At 55.4% G+C, this 14,382-nt stretch carries 13 protein-coding genes and 3 tRNA genes; 9 read left to right on the top strand and 7 right to left on the bottom strand.

What is annotated here, in order from left to right:
• The first annotated feature begins 17 nt into the window (after positions 1-17).
• The 4 genes from KVT38_RS11545 (at position 18) to KVT38_RS11530 (ending at position 1,303) form a co-directional block, all read left to right on the top strand.
• Positions 18-290 carry a hypothetical protein gene (locus KVT38_RS11545; protein WP_217593860.1) on the top strand — a complete coding sequence of 91 codons (273 nt, stop codon included), beginning with the start codon at positions 18-20 and terminating at the stop codon, positions 288-290.
• 128 nt (positions 291-418) lie between these two features.
• Positions 419-506, top strand: a tRNA-Leu gene (locus tag KVT38_RS11540).
• Between the two features lie 199 nt (positions 507-705).
• Positions 706-793: transfer RNA gene (locus KVT38_RS11535), tRNA-Leu, on the top strand.
• Between the two features lie 231 nt (positions 794-1,024).
• Complete coding sequence (locus tag KVT38_RS11530; protein ID WP_217593859.1) at positions 1,025-1,303, top strand: DUF6171 family protein; 279 nt, start codon at positions 1,025-1,027, stop codon at positions 1,301-1,303.
• A gap of 57 nt (positions 1,304-1,360) precedes the next feature.
• On the opposite strand, the gene KVT38_RS11525 is transcribed toward KVT38_RS11530, so the two are convergent.
• Entirely contained in the window at positions 1,361-2,848 is a 1,488-nt protein-coding gene (locus KVT38_RS11525; protein ID WP_254639164.1) for an alpha-N-arabinofuranosidase, read from the bottom strand.
• 135 nt (positions 2,849-2,983) lie between these two features.
• On the opposite strand from KVT38_RS11525, the gene KVT38_RS11520 reads away from it, so the two are divergent.
• The 3 genes from KVT38_RS11520 (at position 2,984) to KVT38_RS11510 (ending at position 5,850) form a co-directional block, all read left to right on the top strand.
• Positions 2,984-3,796, top strand: coding sequence for a helix-turn-helix transcriptional regulator (locus tag KVT38_RS11520; protein ID WP_217593858.1), 813 nt, complete (start codon positions 2,984-2,986; stop codon positions 3,794-3,796).
• A 95-nt stretch (positions 3,797-3,891) separates the two neighbouring features.
• Positions 3,892-4,530 carry a YkoP family protein gene (locus KVT38_RS11515; RefSeq protein ID WP_254639163.1) on the top strand — a complete coding sequence of 213 codons (639 nt, stop codon included), beginning with the start codon at positions 3,892-3,894 and terminating at the stop codon, positions 4,528-4,530.
• Between the two features lie 189 nt (positions 4,531-4,719).
• A complete protein-coding gene (locus KVT38_RS11510; RefSeq protein ID WP_254639162.1) occupies positions 4,720-5,850 on the top strand; it encodes a GGDEF domain-containing protein in 1,131 nt (376 codons plus the stop codon).
• 18 nt (positions 5,851-5,868) lie between these two features.
• Here KVT38_RS11510 and KVT38_RS11505 read toward each other — a convergent pair whose 3' ends face one another.
• The 4 genes from KVT38_RS11505 to KVT38_RS11490 all read right to left on the bottom strand — a co-directional run bounded on the left by KVT38_RS11505 (position 5,869) and on the right by KVT38_RS11490 (position 10,606).
• Entirely contained in the window at positions 5,869-6,945 is a 1,077-nt protein-coding gene (locus tag KVT38_RS11505) for a Ger(x)C family spore germination protein (RefSeq protein ID WP_217593857.1), read from the bottom strand.
• Complete coding sequence (locus KVT38_RS11500) at positions 6,942-8,027, bottom strand: GerAB/ArcD/ProY family transporter (RefSeq protein WP_217593856.1); 1,086 nt, start codon at positions 8,025-8,027, stop codon at positions 6,942-6,944. The genes KVT38_RS11505 and KVT38_RS11500 overlap by 4 nt, the downstream gene beginning before the upstream one ends.
• Entirely contained in the window at positions 8,020-9,348 is a 1,329-nt protein-coding gene (locus KVT38_RS11495; protein WP_217593855.1) for a spore germination protein, read from the bottom strand. The genes KVT38_RS11500 and KVT38_RS11495 overlap by 8 nt, the downstream gene beginning before the upstream one ends.
• A 106-nt stretch (positions 9,349-9,454) precedes the next feature.
• A complete protein-coding gene (locus tag KVT38_RS11490; RefSeq protein WP_217593854.1) occupies positions 9,455-10,606 on the bottom strand; it encodes a polysaccharide deacetylase family protein in 1,152 nt (383 codons plus the stop codon).
• A 174-nt stretch (positions 10,607-10,780) separates the two neighbouring features.
• Between KVT38_RS11490 and KVT38_RS11485 the strand changes: the two genes are divergently transcribed.
• Positions 10,781-10,868 (top strand) — tRNA-Leu (locus KVT38_RS11485).
• A gap of 314 nt (positions 10,869-11,182) precedes the next feature.
• Positions 11,183-11,425: a hypothetical protein gene (locus tag KVT38_RS11480; protein WP_217593853.1), complete on the top strand. Its 243-nt coding sequence runs from the start codon at positions 11,183-11,185 to the stop codon at positions 11,423-11,425.
• A gap of 340 nt (positions 11,426-11,765) precedes the next feature.
• Here the strand turns inward: KVT38_RS11480 and KVT38_RS11475 are convergent, their stop codons facing one another.
• Both KVT38_RS11475 and KVT38_RS11470 read right to left on the bottom strand, forming a co-directional pair.
• Positions 11,766-13,499 (bottom strand): sensor histidine kinase, encoded by a 1,734-nt coding sequence (locus tag KVT38_RS11475; RefSeq protein WP_254639161.1) that lies wholly within the window; start codon positions 13,497-13,499, stop codon positions 11,766-11,768.
• Positions 13,500-13,501: 2 nt separating this feature from the next.
• Entirely contained in the window at positions 13,502-14,236 is a 735-nt protein-coding gene (locus tag KVT38_RS11470; protein ID WP_217593851.1) for a response regulator transcription factor, read from the bottom strand.
• Positions 14,237-14,382 lie beyond the last annotated feature (146 nt).

Here is a 14,382-nt window from a genome sequence, read left to right as displayed (position 1 = left end):
CGGACAAGGGGGCCGCCATGGCTATCAGTGACGAGCAGCTCGATCAATATCGCGTCGAAGGCATCAAGGTTCGCGTCGTGCGGGACATTCTTCAGATCAACGACGTGCGGGGCATCGTCGTGGCGTGGGACGACGAATACGTGCTCATTCGCAGGCCGAATCGCCGCGTCGTCAAGCTGCGCCGCAGCTATGCGATCGGACCCGCGTCGGAGCCCAGACAGGCGCCGGTGCTCGACGGTGCGCCGTTTGACCTCGAGGATATCGGCGAACCGGACGACGAAAATGACTGAAAATTACAACTTCGCAAACGGGCTTGACTTCGTTTCCCGGCCCGTGCTATTATGAGTCTCGTGATTGCAGACCATAAGGCGCGACGCCGTTAACGGACAAGCGTATATCGTTCCCTGCATGAGCATTTGCGGTCGTGGCGGAATTGGCAGACGCGCTGGATTCAGGTTCCAGTGGGCTAACCCCCCGTGGAGGTTCGAGTCCTCTCGACCGCACCACCACAATCAACCAACCCTTTCTTCGGAAGGGTTTTTATTTTTAGCGGCTCAATCTTGAAGTTAAACAGAATCGATCGGGTGCAGCTTCATTTCTGCCTATAAAGTTTGGTTCGATTTTAAAAAAAGCTTTACAATCGTTCTACTTTCTTGTATATTCTTATTTATCGTCTTGCAAAGAAAGTCGTTCAAGACGGAATATGCGGTCGTGGCGGAATTGGCAGACGCGCTGGATTCAGGTTCCAGTGGGCTAACCCCCCGTGGAGGTTCGAGTCCTCTCGACCGCACCACCTTAACCTTTACAAGCTCTTGAATCTGTCCTTGGGACGATTCGGGAGCTTTTTTGATGGATTCAGATTCCCTCTTATCGTTGCGGTTTGTTAACCGTTCTCCGTGCTGCCGTGTATCCAAAAGCACCATCGATCAGTTTATTGAGCAACATCCTGAATTGTATCCGCCAAACAGATCGCCTACGATGGAGGGGACGAAGCGCATTTACCGGGAAAGGTCGTGGAGCCGACATGAGAGTCAAGGCAACGGAAGCATGCAAAGGCTGTACGTCGAGTGTACAGGTGACGGAGGCGCAGATCGAGCGACTGCTGTCCAAGATCAAGCCGGAGGAGCGGATCGACGACGACAGCTATAAAGCCAGGCTGGAAGCGTGCGCGAGCTGCGACGGGCTGGCCTACGGCACGACGTGCATGCACTGCGGGTGCCTCGTGCGTTTACGGGCGAGCTTGAAGACCGGGCGCTGCCCGCATCCGTTATCCGCCGACGCCCGTCCGAAGTGGCCGGCATAGCGGCGAACATAAACAAGCTCCATGCGGCTCTTGGACGCATGGAGCTTGTTTGTTCTTTTACGAGCGCGGCTTGAAGCTGATCGTCGCGACCGATGCGGCCGGCAGGGGGACGAGGTAGGCTTGGCCGTCCTGCTTGATGCCGGCCAAAGGCTTCGTCTCGACGCGATCGGGCGATTCGAACGTATTGTGCGCGTTCATGCCTTCGCCGCTTAGCACGAGGCCTTCCAGTTCGAAGGCGCCATCGGCGCCGCGCAGCTCGAGCCGAAGCTCGGCGGCTTCCGAAGGATGCATATTGAAAAGGCTCACGTTCACGACGCCGTCCTTCCTGGAAGCCGTCGCGCCGACATGCGGCAGCGGCTGTCCGTCTCCCGATCCGAAGCTTCCGAATTCGCCGTGCAAGGCGAGCGCCTCGGCATCCTGGTGGACGGCATACATTTTCAGCACGTGGTAGGTCGGCGTACGCAGCATCCGGTCGCCCTCGGTCAACACGACGGCTTGAAGGACGTTGACGAGCTGCGCGATGTTCGCCATCTGAATGCGCTGACAGTGCTTGTGGAAAATGTGCAAATGCGCGGCGGCGACGAGTGCGTCCCGCATCGTGTTTTGCTGGTACAAAAAGCCTGGATTCGTTCCCGGCTCGACGTCGAACCAGGTGCCCCACTCGTCGACGATCAGGCCGACGCGGCGCTCTGGATCGTATTGATCCATGATCGTCCCGTGTCGGGTGAGCAGCTCGTCCGCATACAGCGCCTTGCGCATCGTATTTTCCCAGTCGGACGCCGCGAATTCCGTTGCCGAGCCTTTCTCCTGCCAGCTGCCGGGCACCGTGTAGTAGTGCACGCTCAGCCCGTCCATTTGACCGGCCGCCTTCTGCATTAAAACTTCCGTCCAGCGGTAATCGTCCGAGTTGGCGCCGCCGGCGATCTTGTACAGCTTGTTGTCCCCGTACTGTCGGCAGTACGTCTGGAACTGCCTGTACAGATCGGCATAGAACTCGGGAAGCATATTGCCGCCGCAGCCCCAGTTTTCATTGCCGACGCCGAAGTACTTCAGCTTCCATGGCTTCTCTTGGCCATTCTGCCTGCGCAGGTTGGCGAGCGGCGATTCGCCGTCGAACGTCATATATTCAAGCCACTCGGACATCTCCTGGGCGGAACCGCTTCCTACGTTGCCGCAAATATAAGGCTCCGCGCCGATCAGCTCGCAAAGGCGGAAGAACTCGTGCGTGCCGAAATGGTTGTTTTCCACGACGCCGCCCCAGTGCGTGTTGATCATGCGCTTGCGGTTCTCTCGCGGACCGATGCCGTCGCGCCAGTGATATTCGTCGGCGAAGCAGCCGCCCGGCCAGCGCAGCACCGGAACCTTGAGCTCGCGCAGCGCTTCGAGCACGTCGTTGCGGATGCCGTCCGTATTCGGGATCGGAGAGTCCTCTCCGACCCACAAGCCTTCGTAAATGCATCGTCCGAGATGCTCCGAAAAGTGACCGTAAATATTTTTGTTGATCGTACCTGTGGTCCAGTCGGTATGCACGATAGCCTTCAGCATGCGAATTCTCCCTCCAAAATAGCGATTGCACTCACGATAAACGCGTTTTCAGCTTCATTATAGAGGCTTGAGAAGGCGTGAACCATCCATTATAATATTCAAAAAACTGACCGATCGTGCTCTGGAGGGATCGCTTTGTTGGATTTGGTAAGCTGCGGCTATCATCATGTTCATCCGGACGGTATAACGATCGACAGGCCGAGAGGCGCGGGGAACTATGCGTTCGTTTTTTTCAAGAGCCGCTCCGAGGTCATCGTCCGCGGCCGGTCGTTGATCGTAGAGCCGGGCGCCCATATCATCTTCGGGCCGGATACGCCCCATCTGTACAGGGAGCTCGAGCGACCGTTCGCGAACGATTGGTTCCACTGCGTCGGCGACGAGATGGGCGCGCTGCTCGGCGAGCTCGGATACCCGCTGGACGAGCCGGTCAAGGCCGTCGATGCCCTGCAGATCTCGCGAGGCGTCATCGAGCTGCGGCGCATTCAGAGCAACGGGGGCCGTCTGGCGGGCAGAATCGTGGACCTGGAGCTTCGCGGCTTCGTGATGAAGCTGGCCAACGCGACGCAGGCGGCGCCGCTTCCGGACAAGGTCAGCGGTTATTACGGCGCTTTTGTGGATCTGCGAAGCTCGCTCTACAACGCGCCGCACTTGCGGACGACCGTCGAGGAGCTGGCCTCCCGCGTCAATTTGAGCAAATCGTATTTTCAGCATTCGTACAAGCAGTTTTTCGGCGTGCCCGTCATGACCGACATGATCGCGGCCCGGCTCGAGTATGCCAAATATTTGTTGAGAAACAGCAGGCTGTCCGTCTCCGAGGTGGCGAATCTGTGCGGGTACGACAACGACACGCATTTTATGCGCCAATTCAAAAAGTACGTCCGCGTCACGCCCAAACGCTACCGCGATGCCCGCGATCCCGACCGCGGTCCAGTACAGATCACGACCTGAGCAGGGCACCCGTTCACGACGCGAGACGATGGGAGGACCTCCTTGCCGCGGCTACAATAAAAAGAGACAGAGCCAAGGCAAAGGGAGGAATCGGGATGATAGGCAGTTCGCGGCTACAGGGAGCCGTACCCGCCGGCGAGACCGAGGCAGGCGCGCGGTTTACGGTTCGGCAGAAGGCATGGATGCTATGGGAAAAGGTCGTCTGGCTAGGCATGGAATGGCGCAGCGAGGGCAAGCTCGATTACGGCATATGCAAGCTGCTGATCAAGCGGCATGCCGGGGAAGCGATCGTTTGCGCGGACGGCACGCGAATCGAGGCCGGCGACCGGGTCGGCGAGCTGCACCTGGACAACCGCCGGATGCTGGAGCTGTCCGGTACGGTGGGCTCGGACCGGGCCGCGCTCAAGACCGCACGGCTGGCTCGCGCATCGTTAAGGCGGATCGCCGAGGCGATGGAGGGCGATCCGAGACTGGCCGAGGTGAAGGGACTGCTCGGCACGACGCTGCTTCACCGCGGACTCGTGCACGGACTGGGCTTCGAGTGCCGGCCGCTGCCCTCGCGGTCGATGGAAAAGTGGACCGCCGTCTATTTGCAGACGCTGCTCAGATTTCTGCATCCCGCGGGCCGGCTCCGTACGCAAGGAAGCAAAGCCAAGCTCGTGCCGATGCAGCTTATCCATTCGCGCCAATCGCTCCTGCGTGCAATGGGGGGCTTCAAGCCCGCCGCTTCGTAAACGCGAGCGAGCGATCGAAAAAGGGTTAATGGCCTTTTTGGACCAGCAGCTTCCGCAGCCTGTCGGCGCTTCGGCGTCGTCAGGTTTTTTAACATAAATAATTTGAATTCGACGGAAGGGAGTGCAGGAATCTTGTCGAATTATGTAGTGTTCATTCTCTGCAACTAGACCCGGTAAGTGTGGTGTAAAATGAAAAGCAGGCCCAATCGTTATTTTTCCGACCCCTCTTTCGCGGCCATCGAAAAGCAGCGCCAGTTCCGCTACGTGCGCGGGTTCATCTGGACCTACTGGTCGGTCATCGGCGCACATTTCCTGGCCCAGCTTTTTGCGTTTCTTTTCCTTCCTTACGAAGCGACCGCGCATGAATTTTACTTGCGCATTTTGCTCTATCCCACTTTGCTTATGTGTGGCATTACCGCCGCTGCCCATGCGATTCTTGTGAAAGCCGAACGCTTCTCGTTTTCTTCCATATTTTTCGCCGGCACGTTCATCTCGATGATCATCGTCCATTTGAACATGGACGTCCGGATTATCGCGGCTGTGATGCTGCTTCCGATTTTTGCTTCCGCGCTGTTTTTCAGGTTAAGCTTGACGTGGTTCACCACGGCGCTGCAAGTCATCGGCTTTTGCGTCCTGTATCGCTGGGATTTCTCGTTTCGCTCCTATATGAGCGATTTCGATCTGATTGCGATCGTGCTGTTTTTCGCGCTTAGCGCGGTGGCCGCCAGCTATATCGTCGTCAGCGGTCGCGACCTCGTGTTCGATCTCGAAGCAGCGATGTTCGCCCAACAGCAGCTGCTGGTCGAAAAGACGGTCATGTCCCAGCAGTCCAAAACGGATGCGTTGACGAAGCTATACAACCATATGTCGTTCCACGAATTTTACGACAAGGCGATCGAATTCGCGGATAGAGGCGCGCCTTTTCATCTCGCCTTAATCGACATCGACAACTTCAAATCGATTAACGATACGTTCGGCCACCGCGTGGGCGACACGATACTGGCGTCCGTCGCGCGCGTCATCAAGGATCGCATATCTCCTGCGGACATCGCGTCTCGGTACGGCGGCGAGGAGTTCGCTTTGCTGTTGTTCGAGCAATCGTTCGAAGAAGCTTACGGGCTTGTCGAGGGAATCCGGGCGGAGCTGGCCAAGTCGAATCATCCGGAATTGGACGGCAGAGCCGTGACCGTGAGCGTGGGGATCAAGAGCTATTCGAACGCGTTCTCCAAGGAAAGGCTGTTCGAGGACGTCGATGCGTTGCTGTATGAAGCGAAGCGGACCGGGAAAAACAAAGTCGCGTCAGAGGCGCTTACCGTCTGATCGGGCGCATCGTCACGTTCAGCTTTTGATTTTCAGCAGTCCGCCGTCCTGGACAATGACGTGGACCTTGAACTCGATTTTCATGAAAGGGTAATACTTCGATCTCCATTGCCGCAGATTTTCCCGGGAGAGCTTGTCGCGGTAAAGCTGCCCAAGTCCCAATATATCGGCTTCTTTGGATTGAGCGGTTCGGAGCATCGCTTGCAAGCGCGTCGACAATTGCTCGTCGATTTCCTTTTTGATCTCGGCTACGGTCGGGTCGCCGACCGTCTCAAGCACGGTCACCTTCAGATGCAGCCGACCGATCATCATTGCGCTGCCTTCGCGCATCACGCTGCTTCGGGTCAGTCGATCCGCTACGATTTTAACCGTCGCGCGATGCATCACCTCGATTTTGCCTTGCGTTCCCGCGCCTTTGAATAGATTGTAAAGCAGCGTTTCTTCCGAATCGATGACGCCGACCATTTTGCCGTTTTTGATCATGGCGGCGCCTGTGCTCTCAATCGTCGTCGTATGACCGGGCTTGATGGTCGGGATCACGACGTCTCGCGTAAAGGAGTTCATACTTCTGAATACTTCCCAGATTCGGGTTTGCACCACTTCCGGCGACCATCCCGCGTTTTTTTCGAAAAAATCGTAAATCTCCATGCCGCCGTTTGAAGAGGAGGACTTCAGCTTCTCGAAGAGCGGCTCGAGCGCCCCTTCGCTGATCGCGGTGAGCGTCTTATTGGAGATGTCCCTCGATCGCATGAAGCTTTCGATGCTCTGGCTTAACCCTTTCTCGGCGACGGACCGTTCGAACAGGATGACCTTCAAGTGGAGCAGGTCGACTTTGTTTTCCATGTTTTTATCGATCTGGTCCAAAATTTCGTTGATGGTGCTTCCCGTTTGAGAGATGATCTTCACGTTCGTTTGGCTCGGGCTGGCATCGGGAATGAGCAGCAGCACTTGATATGTCCCTGCGGTTTCCTTGACCCCCATGACGATCGGCAACGAGCGGTGATTGATATCTTTGATGTCCCAACATCCGCTCAAAGCGGCCGCGCCCGTCAGCATGAACGCGAGGAACAGCCATCGGCTCACGTTGTTTTTCATGGACGGACGGTCTCCCTTCTGCGATGCCGCAAGCCTAGCGCAAAGACGGCCAGGGGGATGACGAAGGCCGCGTATAATCGCGGAACCGTATTCCACCACATCAGTCGTTCGACTGCGTTCCAATTCGGCACGAGCAGGCAGACGATATATATCGCCGCCGCCAATAACAGTCCGGCCGTCGGTGCCTTCAGCGCAGGCATGCCGCGCTTGAGCAGGAGCAGGGTCATCCACATGACGAGCGATAGAAACAATATGACGAAGCATAACAGGCTGATCATAAAAAACATCGTGACTCTGTCGAACATCAGCCAGCTGACGTCAACCGTATCCACCGCCATAATAAAAGGGAACGGGAATTTGGACGCGGTGTTTTCACCGAAAGTCAGCAGCGGGATATAGACCGATGCGAGAAAAAACGGAAGCAGACCCAAGCTCGCGTATACGATTTTTCGGCTTTGGTAAGAGACGCGAGATGGGATAAAACCTAAAAATAAAAAGCCGCCTATGAACGCGAACAAGCTTTTTAAAAAAGGACGGCGAAGCGCATAGGCAAACGTCGCCGCATCGCGATCCATTAACGGGAGCAGGTAATGCCAGTCCGCGTTTTGGAACGACAGAATAAGGACCAGGATCAGAAACGGGAAAAACAGAAGCGCGATAAGGATGCCGGTTCTAAAAATCGATTCGACGCCCAACTGGCAAATAAAAACGCTCACCGCAAGAAAAAGCAGCATGATCGTCCAGAGCGGGGTATTGCCCAAAAAAATGACGGTCACGATCTCGGCGTAGGCGCGAACCGTGATAATGATGATCAGGACAAAGTATACGGCGAGCGGAAGCAGCATCGCAAAAGCGAATAGGCGGCCGACGCGTTGAAAAAGGTCGATGACATTAAGCGGGGCGCAGTAGCTTAAGCCCTTCGTGTACAGCGCTACGAGGGAGACGTGAATGATGAAGCCTAGCAGCACGGCGGACCAATGTCCGACGGAAAGGCTCCCGATGATATCGGCCGGATAGAGAAAAAAGATCAGGCCGACGTGGACGATCCAGAACATCACGATCGTTTGACGGCTTTTATCCATATCGACGCCCCGCTTTCCAGCGCGATAAATAAGGGATGCCAAATGTGTTGCCATAGCTGAAATACGCGCAAATGACGACGATGCCTATGAACAGCCCGAGAACGCCGAACATCGCCGACAGAACGAGCAGCAAATACTTGTAGAGGCGAAGGGCGGTCGCATTTTGAAATCCGATGACCGTAAAGTTCGCGATCGTCGAAGCGGCCAAAATGATGATGAGCACGTTGCTGACGAGCTTGGCCTGGACGACGGCTTGCCCGAGGATGATGCCGCCGACCATCGTAATCGTCGGTCCGATCGTCTTGGGCAGTCGGATCGCGGATTCGAGCGTCAATTCAAGGACCAAGAGCAGAAGCAGCGTCTCGACCAGGGACGGATAAGGTACGCCCTCGCGGCTGCCGGCGATCGAAAGCGCGATCTCGATCCGCAGCACCTCGGGATTGACCGATACCAACGCGACGTACAAGCCCGGCAGCAGCACGTTGACCAATACGCCCAGAATGCGGAGTATCCGAAAAGAAAACATAATGATCACGGGGAAATTGCGATCGTTTTGCGAGACGAACATATCGGACAGCAAGCTCGGCAATACGAGAGCGAACGGAAAACGGTCCAGCAGCAATACCGCCTTGCCGTGTTCCAGCGCGAAGGCGGCCTCTTGCGGCAGCTCGGATGTGTTGAATCGAGTAATCGGTGACCATTTGGAAAAGCCGAAAAATGCGGACAACGCCTGCAGGTCGGAAATGTCCCTGTCGGGCAGCGTCTCGAGCTTCTGCACGATGGATCGCAAGAGCGGCTCGCGGATCTTCCCTTCCGCGTAGAGAAGGACGGTCTTTCTGCGCTGGCTTAGTCCTAGCGTATACGATCGAATTCGCAGCATGTCCGAAGACATGTGCTTCTTAACGAGTCCGACATTCGTGTCGAGATCTTCATTAAAAGCGCTGATGGCGCCGCGAAGCACGTTTTCCGTCGTCGGGGACTCCAGGGCGCGGGACAGCGTCCGGCCGACTGGGACCAGACGAAGCCATCGATCGCCCGATTCGGAGCAGATCAGCGCATCGCCCGCGGCGAGCGCGTCCAGCACTTCCTGCTCGCCAGGCTCGCGCAGCGGCGTTCCGACGCCGCTGTCGCGATCGAACAGCGGTTTTCCCGCGTCGTCGGCGTTCAAAGCGAGCTGTCTAAGCATGACGATCGTCTGCGGCAGATCGATGAGGGAGGTGTAGCCGGCCAGAACGACCGGCTCCTCGGCCAGATATAGACTGTGCAGGAACAAATCCATATCTCTTGCTTGTCTCGACTTCAGGAAGGCAGGCAGCAGCATCGTTCGTCACGCCCCTCGCGATAATTTTCCATTATCCCCCGAGCGAGGGCTGGTAAACGTTCGCGGTCTAAAAAGGGGCAGGGAGGACCGTCGCCTGCCGGAGCGATTAGCGCGAAGCCGCGGGCGGTGGAGGGGTGGATGCCGTTCCGCGACGCCGAAGCAGCGCGATGCCGACATAAAGCCACGCAGCGAAGATGACGGCCGCCGCGGCCAACGATCCGATGGCGATGCGTTTGTACGCAGGCGACCGGTCGAAGTGCGCATGGCCAAGCCGCTGCTTCGCTTGCTTCATGAGCGCGAGCTGAAGCTCGGGATCGTTGCTCATGCCGCCTGCGTTAAGCCGAAAGCCGTTCGTCTGCCCGGGCTTGTTCAAGCCGCTTTTGACGGTCAGCGTCACGTCGATGCCGCGGCTTTTGCAGATTTGCAGCAGCGGCTTGGAGAAGGCGCCGTACGGGAAGGCGAGCACGTGATTGTCTTCGCCGAGCTCCCGCTTCAATACGTCGTTGGCCTGCCGCAGATCCGCATCGACCCGCGCTTCGTATTCGTTTTCCGTCTCCCTGCGTCCCTTGTCCTTCAGGTACAGCCGGCTCGAGAGCGCCGGCTCCGGGTGCTTGCCGTGCGCGTCCGTCGGACCGTAGTAATGGGAGTTGAACGTATGGCTGAAAAAGTCGATGCCTCCGCGATGCATCTCTTTGACCTGGTCCCAGTTCAGCTTCTCCACGCCGGGCATCTTTGAATTGCCGATCGTGTCAACGATCAGGAAGCTGGCGGCAGGCGCTTTATACTTCTGGAGCAGCGGATAGGCGTATTTATAGAAGGATTCGTAGCCGTCGTCGAACGTCAGCAAAACGGCGTTGTCGGGCACGGGTCGGCGGTGAAGGATAAAGTCCCGGTATTGACGCATCGAGATCCAATGGAAGTTGTTGTCCTTCATGAGCCGAAGCTGGCGTTCGAACTTCGCCGCGGACAGCGAGCGGACGTCTGTCGGCGCTGCGGAGACGTCATGGTACATAAGCACGAGCACACGATTGCGGTAATAGTGCCCGTTCGGTTCGTCGGCGCCGGCCTGGAGGCCGGGATAGGGCGAATAGTCGGCGTTTGCGGGCTCGCCCGCGCCGTGGCTTGCAGAAGTGCTGTAGAACAGACGCTCCAGGATCGGAAACCGGCTATGGTAGGCTTTTACGAATGCGGTGTTGAACGTGACGATCGCGATGATCAGAACGATCGACAATAGGGCAAATCGCGTTTTTAATCGCATGGTGCGTCTCCTCTTGCAGCCGGCTGCGCAAGCTTGCTATGCCGTTTTTTGGTTTACCCGTATAAGACGACAGAGCCGGAGAAATGGTTACCGAAAAAAAAGCTTTACATTTCGCACATCGGTCTATATAATCTAATTTATCGTCTTGCGAGAGCAATCGAACAAGATGGATACGCGGTCGTGGCGGAATTGGCAGACGCGCTGGATTCAGGTTCCAGTGGGCTAACCCCCCGTGGAGGTTCGAGTCCTCTCGACCGCACCACCTTTAACATGAACGAGCCCCTGAACGTCCTTGCGACGATTCGGGGGCTTTTTGCATGTTGGGGATGTGATCGGCAACGCAGCTTCCCATTCGGAAGGGGCGTTTAAGCCGGAGTGACGAACAAATTCATCCCGATCCGAATATTTTCGCGTTACGTTTCGGCCGACAGCCTCCCTATAATGGAGAAACGGATCACATTCCAGTAAGGTGGGAGCTACTCGACGCTTACTTTTTAAACTAAGACAGTAAGATTTCTCAAACTTTTTGTTCGAGTGTGTTATGATTAGCTCATAACTCCGTAGGGAGGAATCCGCATGAAGCTTCTCAAACTCAACAACGAAGAACTGTCCAACGCCATCATCAGCGGTGAGACTTATATCCAGGTTGGAAGCCGTAAGTTTATGTTGTTTGAAGTTGATGAAATAAGCCAGTCTGGGAGATATGAAGTAACAGACCCGGAAGAAGAAATGTTGTTGCTGGATGCCATGAATGCGGATAATCCGTCTCTTTCCAAGCAGGAAGTGCTGGAAAAGTTAGCGCGTCGCAATCAACAATGAAAAATGATTTGGAAGCAAACAGCGTTACAATCCCTTATCAGGCTGGATGTTTGGCGTGAGGAAAATGGTTGGTCTGGGATCGCCGAGCATCTGGTGGTAATCATCGAGTCGTATTTTTCTCAACAAGGCCGGGCAAGTCGGATCCTTACAAAGTGTTTTATCGTTATAACCAAGATGCGATCGAAGTTTTCTTGATCCGCCATCCTTATCAAAAATCATTGCTGTAAACCGATAGGCAAGTGTCGAGAGGGTAACTCTCAGCACTTGCCTATTTTTAATGGATCATTACCTGCGAGTTTGCATATGTTCCACAGGGCATATTTCCAATGCTGCTACGCTGTCAGCAGGGCAACAGGATCTCGATTTTCGTGCCTTGCCACACTTTGGAATACACCTGAATTTCGCCGCCGTGCGCTTCTACGATCGTTTTGGCAATGCTCATCCCGAGCCCGGAGCCTTCCGTCGATTCTTCCGTATTCGTCCCCCGGTAGTAGCGGTTGAACAAATGATGCAGCGTTTCCTCGTCCATTCCTTTGCCGTTATCGATTACTTTGATGCATGCCATATTGTTTTCCTTGCTGATCGATATGGTGATGACTACGCCCGGAGGGTTATGCTTTACAGCGTTGGACAGCAAGTTGTCCATCAGCCTTTGCAGCCAAGTCTCGTCTGCCTTTATCGGAATGGGATGCTCATTCCCCACGTAGAGAAATTGATAGTCGGACATCGTGGTGTCGTTGACATACTTCAGTACGGAGCGACGCACGAGTTCATCCAAATCCATCTCCCGGAGCTCCATAATCGATTTTCCTTGTTTGAGCTGATGAATTAAAGAAAAGTCGGAGATCAGCTCGAGCATATAATCCCCCTTCTCACGGATCGTCGCGCCCATGATCCGCAGCTCTTCGTGGCTCCATTGTGCGGGCAAGCTCTCGAGCATATACCCATATCCTTGAATCGTAGCTAGTGGCGTGCGCAGATCGTGGGAGATCCCCGACATCCACTCCGTTTGCGCCTTCTCCAGCCTTATCCGTTCCTTCTCCGCTTGAGCCAATTGATGCGTCATCCGATAGAAGGATTCAATGACTTCCTTATAGAGCCTGTAACGGATTCGCAGCTTGCCATTGCGGCGAAATACTTTGGGCAAATCCTTGGCGGTCAGTACCTGGTCGTACTGTCCTCGGTCCATACGTTCGAACCAGCCTGCGAACAGAATAAGCGGCTGACCGTAACGGTAGCCGTGCCAGGCGGAGATGGACACAGCCAACAGCAGGATCAGAACGGCAAACCAGATAAGTTCACGAGTTGTCGTCCCCAGAACCGGATGCTTTAGAGGAGCGCCAGAGGGATTGGGGGCATAGAGAATCCAGGTCATTCCGCTCGGATTATCCCTGTGGGCGACAATTTTCGTATCGTAGTTGCTGAGCGATTGCTCGATGGCCAGAATATCCAGCGGACGATAGGCTTTCTGTGCGAATGCTTCATCGCCTATGGCTTGCAGGGTATGACTCTCGGCGTCGATGATCTGCAAATAACTGCCGCTTGCGCTCAGAATCCGGTCCAAGACAGGAATCGCATCGCTCCGTACGGTTCCATGTTGTCCGTAGGCATCGATCCAGGCAACGAGTTGGTTAAGTTCGGAGCTACGGTAGCCCAGCATGTAGAGAAGCGGTTCTTTGAATGAAAAATTGAGCTCGGTGTGTACGGCATACGTCCCAAACGCCCGTGTCTCTTGAATCTCGAGCAATTGAGCGGTGGCGTAGGAAGTCGGCAGATCAGGGGACGAAGTTGTATTGACGGCGTAAATCACTTCGCCTCCGGCACTGACTACTTGCAGCCACATTCCTTTCTCTTCGATTAATTTGTTCCACTTGGGGGAGAGCTTAATGGTTCCATCCTTGAATTGGGCTTCTTGCGCGATCAACTGCAAGGCGCCAACCGGAAAATTCCGACGCAGCTCTTTGTTCGACATGCTCTGCAAGAACAGGGTGAGAGCAACTAAAGTAATAGTCACAATCAGCAGGGCGTAGAAGATCAATTGATAAGTGAAATGGAAAGCCATACGATGCTGCATCCTCATCGCTCCTGCGTCTCCTTCACCAGCTTGTAACCAAGCCCCCGTACGGTGAGCAACTGCTTCGGATTGCCGGGATCGATCTCGATCCGCTCCCGTATGCGCCGGATGTGCACCATGACCGTCGAGTCATCGCCCTGCCCATTGATTCCCCATACCTTGTCGTAGAGCTGCGTCTTGGAAAATACGACCCCGGGAAACTTACAGAAGTGCAACAGCAGCTGGAATTCCTGCGCAGGGCAAGGAACCGGCTGTCCGTCGACGATCAACTCGCCTTCTGCCTCGTTGACGGTGAAGCGGCTGAACCGATAAATCCCCGGTTCAAGCCGCATTCCCGGACCTGCCGCGGGAGCTTCATGCTCCAGACGGCGAATGCGCGCCTGAATTCTTGCGGCCACCTCCAGGGGATTGAAGGGCTTCGTAATATAATCGTCTCCTCCCATCGCGAAGCCACGGAGGACATCGAGATCGGAAGCTTTAGCAGACAAAAACAAAATATGCGGATTCCCGTATTCGCGAAGTTTGGAGCAGAGCTCCAGGCCGCTGCCGTCCGGGAGCATAATGTCCAGAAGAACGATATCGGGGGACACTGTCGCCGCCAGGTCGAGTGCTTCCGCGCAGGTGGAAGCCGCATACAGCTGATGAAACCCTTCTCTGCGCAGAACCATCTGCAGCATCGTGACAATCGACGGCTCGTCGTCGACGATGGCGATACGAATATCGGATACATTTGTCATCGTTTTCACCCTTGTCCATGGTAGCACATTCACTTTAACAGAACCTAAACGACGCTGGGAATCATTAATCTGTTGTTAAACGATTCGTTAAGGTTCCGTTTCATTGAGGTTGGTAGCATAGGAATTGAGCAACAGACACCTATAGA

It is taken from the genome of Cohnella sp. GbtcB17 (assembly GCF_019091135.1).
In the GTDB taxonomy this organism is placed as follows: Bacteria; Bacillota; Bacilli; order Paenibacillales; family Paenibacillaceae; genus Cohnella.
This window is presented reverse-complemented; position numbering and strand designations above follow the sequence as displayed.